This is a genomic window from Kineococcus glutinatus (genome assembly GCF_039542765.1).
GTDB classification, from domain to species: domain Bacteria; phylum Actinomycetota; class Actinomycetes; order Actinomycetales; family Kineococcaceae; genus Kineococcus_A; species Kineococcus_A glutinatus.
Genome location: NZ_BAABIL010000064.1, coordinates 1 through 4,163, shown reverse-complemented (window position 1 = coordinate 4,163; position 4,163 = coordinate 1). Strand labels below are relative to the sequence as shown.

At 75.5% G+C, this 4,163-nt stretch carries 5 protein-coding genes and 1 pseudogene; 4 read left to right on the top strand and 2 right to left on the bottom strand.

The genetic code is table 11. The features are described from left to right. Positions 1-780 (bottom strand): hypothetical protein (locus ABEB16_RS03430; RefSeq protein WP_345710870.1); only part of this gene is annotated, 780 nt, incomplete at its 3' end. Positions 781-908: 128 nt separating this feature from the next. Here ABEB16_RS03430 and ABEB16_RS03425 point away from each other — a divergent pair. Together ABEB16_RS03425 and ABEB16_RS03420 are read left to right on the top strand one after the other, a co-directional pair. Continuing rightward, the gene (locus ABEB16_RS03425; RefSeq protein WP_345710869.1) at positions 909-1,433 is read left to right on the top strand and encodes a peptidylprolyl isomerase; all 525 of its coding nucleotides are present in this window, start codon (positions 909-911) and stop codon (positions 1,431-1,433) included. Between the two features lie 63 nt (positions 1,434-1,496). Beyond that, positions 1,497-2,354, top strand: a complete 858-nt coding sequence (locus ABEB16_RS03420) for a rhomboid family intramembrane serine protease (RefSeq protein WP_345710868.1) — start codon at positions 1,497-1,499, stop codon at positions 2,352-2,354. A 368-nt stretch (positions 2,355-2,722) separates the two neighbouring features. Here ABEB16_RS03420 and ABEB16_RS03415 read toward each other — a convergent pair whose 3' ends face one another. Then, entirely contained in the window at positions 2,723-2,926 is a 204-nt protein-coding gene (locus tag ABEB16_RS03415; protein ID WP_486335974.1) for a cell division protein CrgA, read from the bottom strand. A gap of 122 nt (positions 2,927-3,048) precedes the next feature. Between ABEB16_RS03415 and ABEB16_RS03410 the strand changes: the two genes are divergently transcribed. Next, complete coding sequence (locus ABEB16_RS03410; protein WP_345710866.1) at positions 3,049-3,909, top strand: DUF881 domain-containing protein; 861 nt, start codon at positions 3,049-3,051, stop codon at positions 3,907-3,909. Continuing rightward, positions 3,906-4,163: pseudogene (locus tag ABEB16_RS03405) on the top strand (class E sortase); the annotation flags it as partial. The gene ABEB16_RS03410 and the pseudogene ABEB16_RS03405, both read left to right, overlap by 4 nt.

The window sequence follows — 4,163 nt, the reverse complement described above, 5'->3', positions numbered from 1 at the left end:
CGTGCCGTCCGTGCCGTCGGCGCTGTCCTCGACACCCGTGGCGGTGCTGCCCGCGGCGCCCGTCGCGGCGTCGTCCTCCTCGGCGCTGGCGTGCCGGCCGGCGGCGACGTCGACGACGGTGGCCCCGCCCTCGGTGTCCTGCGTCGTCTGCGCGGCCGGTGCCTTCGGGGTCGTCCACGTCGCACCCGGCGACGCCCACGGGTCCTCCGCGGAGCGGCGCCGCTGCACGACGGCCACCCCGGCGGCGACCGTCCCCAGGACGAGCAGCACCCGCAGGACGCGACGGCCGCGGCCGCGCTTGCGCGGCTTGGTCACCACGGCCTCGCCCTTGAGCACGGCGAGCGCGTCGCTGGAGCGGGTGCGCGCCTCCCCGGCGAACTCCGAGCCGGCCACGGCGGCGGCCCCCGCCGCGGCGGTCGTCGCCGCCGCCAGCTTGGGCACGACCTCCTCGACGAGCCGTTCGCGCACGCTCTCCAGGGCGGGCACCACCTCCTCGGCGATCCGCTCGCGGGCGTGCTCCACGTGCGGGGCCACCCGCTCCCTGGCCTCCTTGGCGGCCACCACGGCGGGCGCCACCTTCACGGCGGCGGTGCCGACGTGCGGCGCGGCCCACTCGCGGGCGTGCCCGACGTGCGGGGCCACCCGCTCGCGGGCGGCGCCCACCGCCGGGCCCACCTTCTCCGCCAGCGCCCCTCCGGCGAGCGCGGCGCCGGCGAGCGCGCCGACGCGGTGCGCCAGGTCCTGCTGCGGTGCCGGTGCGGTCTTCTTCGTGCGAGACATCCGTTCCCCTTCCGTGCGGTGCAGTCCTGCGGATCCACCGCTCGTGCGGTCCCCGGATCGCCCGTGCCAGCCGTCGACGGGCCGGACGTCACCAGGAGGTGATCTTCCCCGCATGCAAGGATGGGCCCATGCACGCCACTCTGCACACCAACCACGGCGACATCAGGATCGAGCTGTTCCCGAATCACGCGCCGAAGACCGTCGCGAACTTCGTGGGACTCGCCGAGGGCACCAAGGAGTGGCGCGACCCGGCCACCGGCCAGCAGCGGACCGACCCCTTCTACGACGGTCTCACCTTCCACCGGATCATCCCGAACTTCATGATCCAGGGTGGCGACCCGGTCGGCAACGGCACCGGCGGCCCCGGCTACGACTTCGACGACGAGATCCACCCCGACCTGCAGTTCTCCAAGCCCTACCTGCTGGCGATGGCGAACGCGGGCAAGCGCATGGGCCGGGGCACCAACGGCTCGCAGTTCTTCATCACCACGGTGAACACCCCGCACCTCAACGGCAAGCACACCATCTTCGGCGAGGTCGCCGACCAGGCCAGCCGCGACGTGGTGGACCGCATCTCCGGCGTGGCGACCGGCCAGATGGACCGCCCGCGCGAGGCCGTCGTCATCACCGGCGTGGACGTCGAGCGCGACTGACCGCGGTCCGGGGGTGGGCGCGGCGCGCGGCACACCGGCGACCGGCAGGGCGTTGGACCGCTCGTGAGCTCCCCCACCCCCGTCCCCGTCTGCCCGCGCCACCCGCAGCGGGAGTCCTACGTCCGCTGCCAGCGCTGCGAGCGCCCGGCGTGCCCGGAGTGCCAGCGCCCGGCGGCGGTGGGCGTGCAGTGCGTGGACTGCGTCGCCGCCCAGCACCGGGGCACCCGGGCGGCGCGCACCGTCCTCGGCGGTGCGGTCGCGCAGGGCGGCCCGAAGGTGACGATCGGGGTCATCGCGGCCTGCGTCGTGATGTTCGCGGCCCAGTTCGTCCTGCCCGCCGCGCTCTACGACCGCCTGATGCTGGTGAACTTCCCCAGCTTCCACCCGTACGCCTTCGCGGCGGGCAACTGGTGGCAGCCGCTGACGTCGGCGTTCCTGCACGCCCCCACGCCGATCCACCTGCTCTTCAACATGTACGCGCTGTGGCTGACCGGCCCGTTCCTGGAGCAGGTGCTGGGGCGGGCCCGCTTCGCCGCGCTGTACGTGCTCTCCGCCCTCGGCGGTGCCGCCGGGGCGCTGCTGCTGCCCGGCACGGCGGGCACGGCGGTCGTGGGGGCCTCCGGGGCGGTCTTCGGGCTGTTCGCCGCGACGTTCGTCGTCACCCGCCGGCTGGGGCGGCAGGCCGGGCAGGTCGCGGTCCTCATCGCGCTCAACCTGGCGTTCGGCTTCTTCCTGAGCAACGTGTCCTGGCAGGGCCACGTCGGCGGCCTGCTCGCCGGTGGTGTCGTGGCGGCGGTGCTGGCGCACGCCCCGCGCGAGCGGCGATCGCTCGTGCAGTGGAGCGGCGTGGGGGTCGTCGCGGTGGTGCTGCTGGGGCTGCTGGTGCTCGCCGCGGCCCGGATGCAGACGCCGGGTTTCTGAACGGGCGCCCCGGGCCGTGAACGGCTCGTGATCTTCCGTTCTCCCACCCGCCGCCGGTCGTTCGCACCCGCCCCGCCCGTCCACAGGCGTTTCGCACAGGTGTGCGAAACGGGCACCGCTGTCCACCAGGTGTGGGGACAGATGTGGATACCCATCGGCCTTTCCCACAGATGTCCACAGCTTGTGGACGAGTCGGTGGACAAAGATGGGGACGAGAACTGGGGACGACGGCCCGCTGTCCACATGCTGTGCGTCCAGCGGCCCGTGACAGGGCGCAGGCGTCGCGCTGCACACAGCACGGCGCCCGCAGTGCCGGGGGGCTCTGCGGGCGCCGGGAGCGGTCGTGCGGACGGCGGGGGCCGGCGGGATCAGCGCCAGCGCGTCGTCATCGCGAAGCCGGCGAGGATGAGGCCGAAGCCGGCGACGAGGTTCCAGTTGCCCCACCCGGGCACGGGGTAGCGCACCTGGGAGAGGTAGAAGACCACGATCCACACCAGGCCCAGGATCATGAGTCCGATCATGGTCACGACCCACCAGCGCGGCGTGGGACGGCCGATCCGCACCTCGGACACCTCGTTCTCCGCCGGCCTGCGCCGCGGACGGAACCGGGCCACTTCCACCTCCGCATGTCGTCGGGTCGAGTGGCTAGCGTAGTGCCGGTGCACCGAGCAGCAGCGAGCGACGACGGGCAGTGATGGCAGGCAACAGCGATCCCGTCGACCGCCCCACCACCGGCCGGCCCACCACCGACCGGACGCGGCGGGGCGGGCACCGCGCCGCACCGCGCCGCACCGCCCGCCCGCCGGTGCGGCTGGTCCTGCGGCGCAGCGGCGTCGTCTGCGTGCTGGCCTCCGCGGGCGTGCTGTTCGCGACGAGCGCGCAGACCTCCCGGGGCACCGACCTGCGCGCCGAGGGCGGCGACCTCGTCGCCCTCGTGCGCCAGGAGTCCGCGCGGGTCGCCGCCGCCGGCACCGAGGTCGCCCGGCTGCGCGCGGAGGTCGACGAGCTCACCAGCACCCGCACGGCCTCCGGCACCACCCCGGAGGAGGCCGCCGCGGCCGGGCTGGCCGCCGCCGTGGGCACCGCGCCCGTCACCGGCCCCGGCCTCGTCGTCACCCTCGACGACGCCCCGCGCCCCGCGCCCCCGGGCGCCGCGCCCGACGACCTCGTCGTGCACCAGCAGGACGTGCAGGCCGTCGTCAACGCCCTGTGGCGGGCCGGCGCCGACGCCATGACGATCATGGACCAGCGGGTCATCGCCACGAGCGCCCCGCGCTGCGTGGGCAACGTCCTCGTGCTGCAGGGCCGCACCTACTCCCCGCCCTACCGCATCGCCGCCATCGGCGACCCGGCCGCGCTGCGCGCCGCCCTGGAGGCCGACCCCGCCGTGGCCGTCTACCGCGAGTACGTCGCCGCCTACGGCCTCGGCTACGACGTCACCGCCCCCGAGCAGCTCACGGCACCCGGCTACGACGGCCCGCTGTCCCTGGCGCACGTCCGCGTCGCCGGCGACGGCGGCACCGGCACGACCGGCGGCACGGGGGCGCCGGCGTGAGCCGTCCCCGGACCCCGCACCCGCCCCGCACGCCGCTGCAGCTGGTGCTCGCCACCACCGGCGAGCTGCTGCTGACCGCCGGCGCCCTCGTGCTGCTCTTCGTCGTCTGGCAGCTCTGGTGGACCGACCTCACCGCCGGGCGCGCGCAGGCGCAGGTGATCGACGAGCTCGAGCGCTCCTGGGCCGCCACCCCCACCGCCCCGGCCACCCCCACGGCCCCGGCCACCCCCGGGGAGGCGACCACCCCGGGCGCG

What these genes read in the sequence shown, in the direction of transcription:
- ABEB16_RS03425 (WP_345710869.1), top strand. Translation starts at nt 909, where the DNA reads ATGCACGCCACTCTGCACACCAACCACGGCGACATCAGGATCGAGCTG.
- ABEB16_RS03410 (WP_345710866.1), top strand. Translation starts at nt 3,049, where the DNA reads ATGGCAGGCAACAGCGATCCCGTCGACCGCCCCACCACCGGCCGGCCC.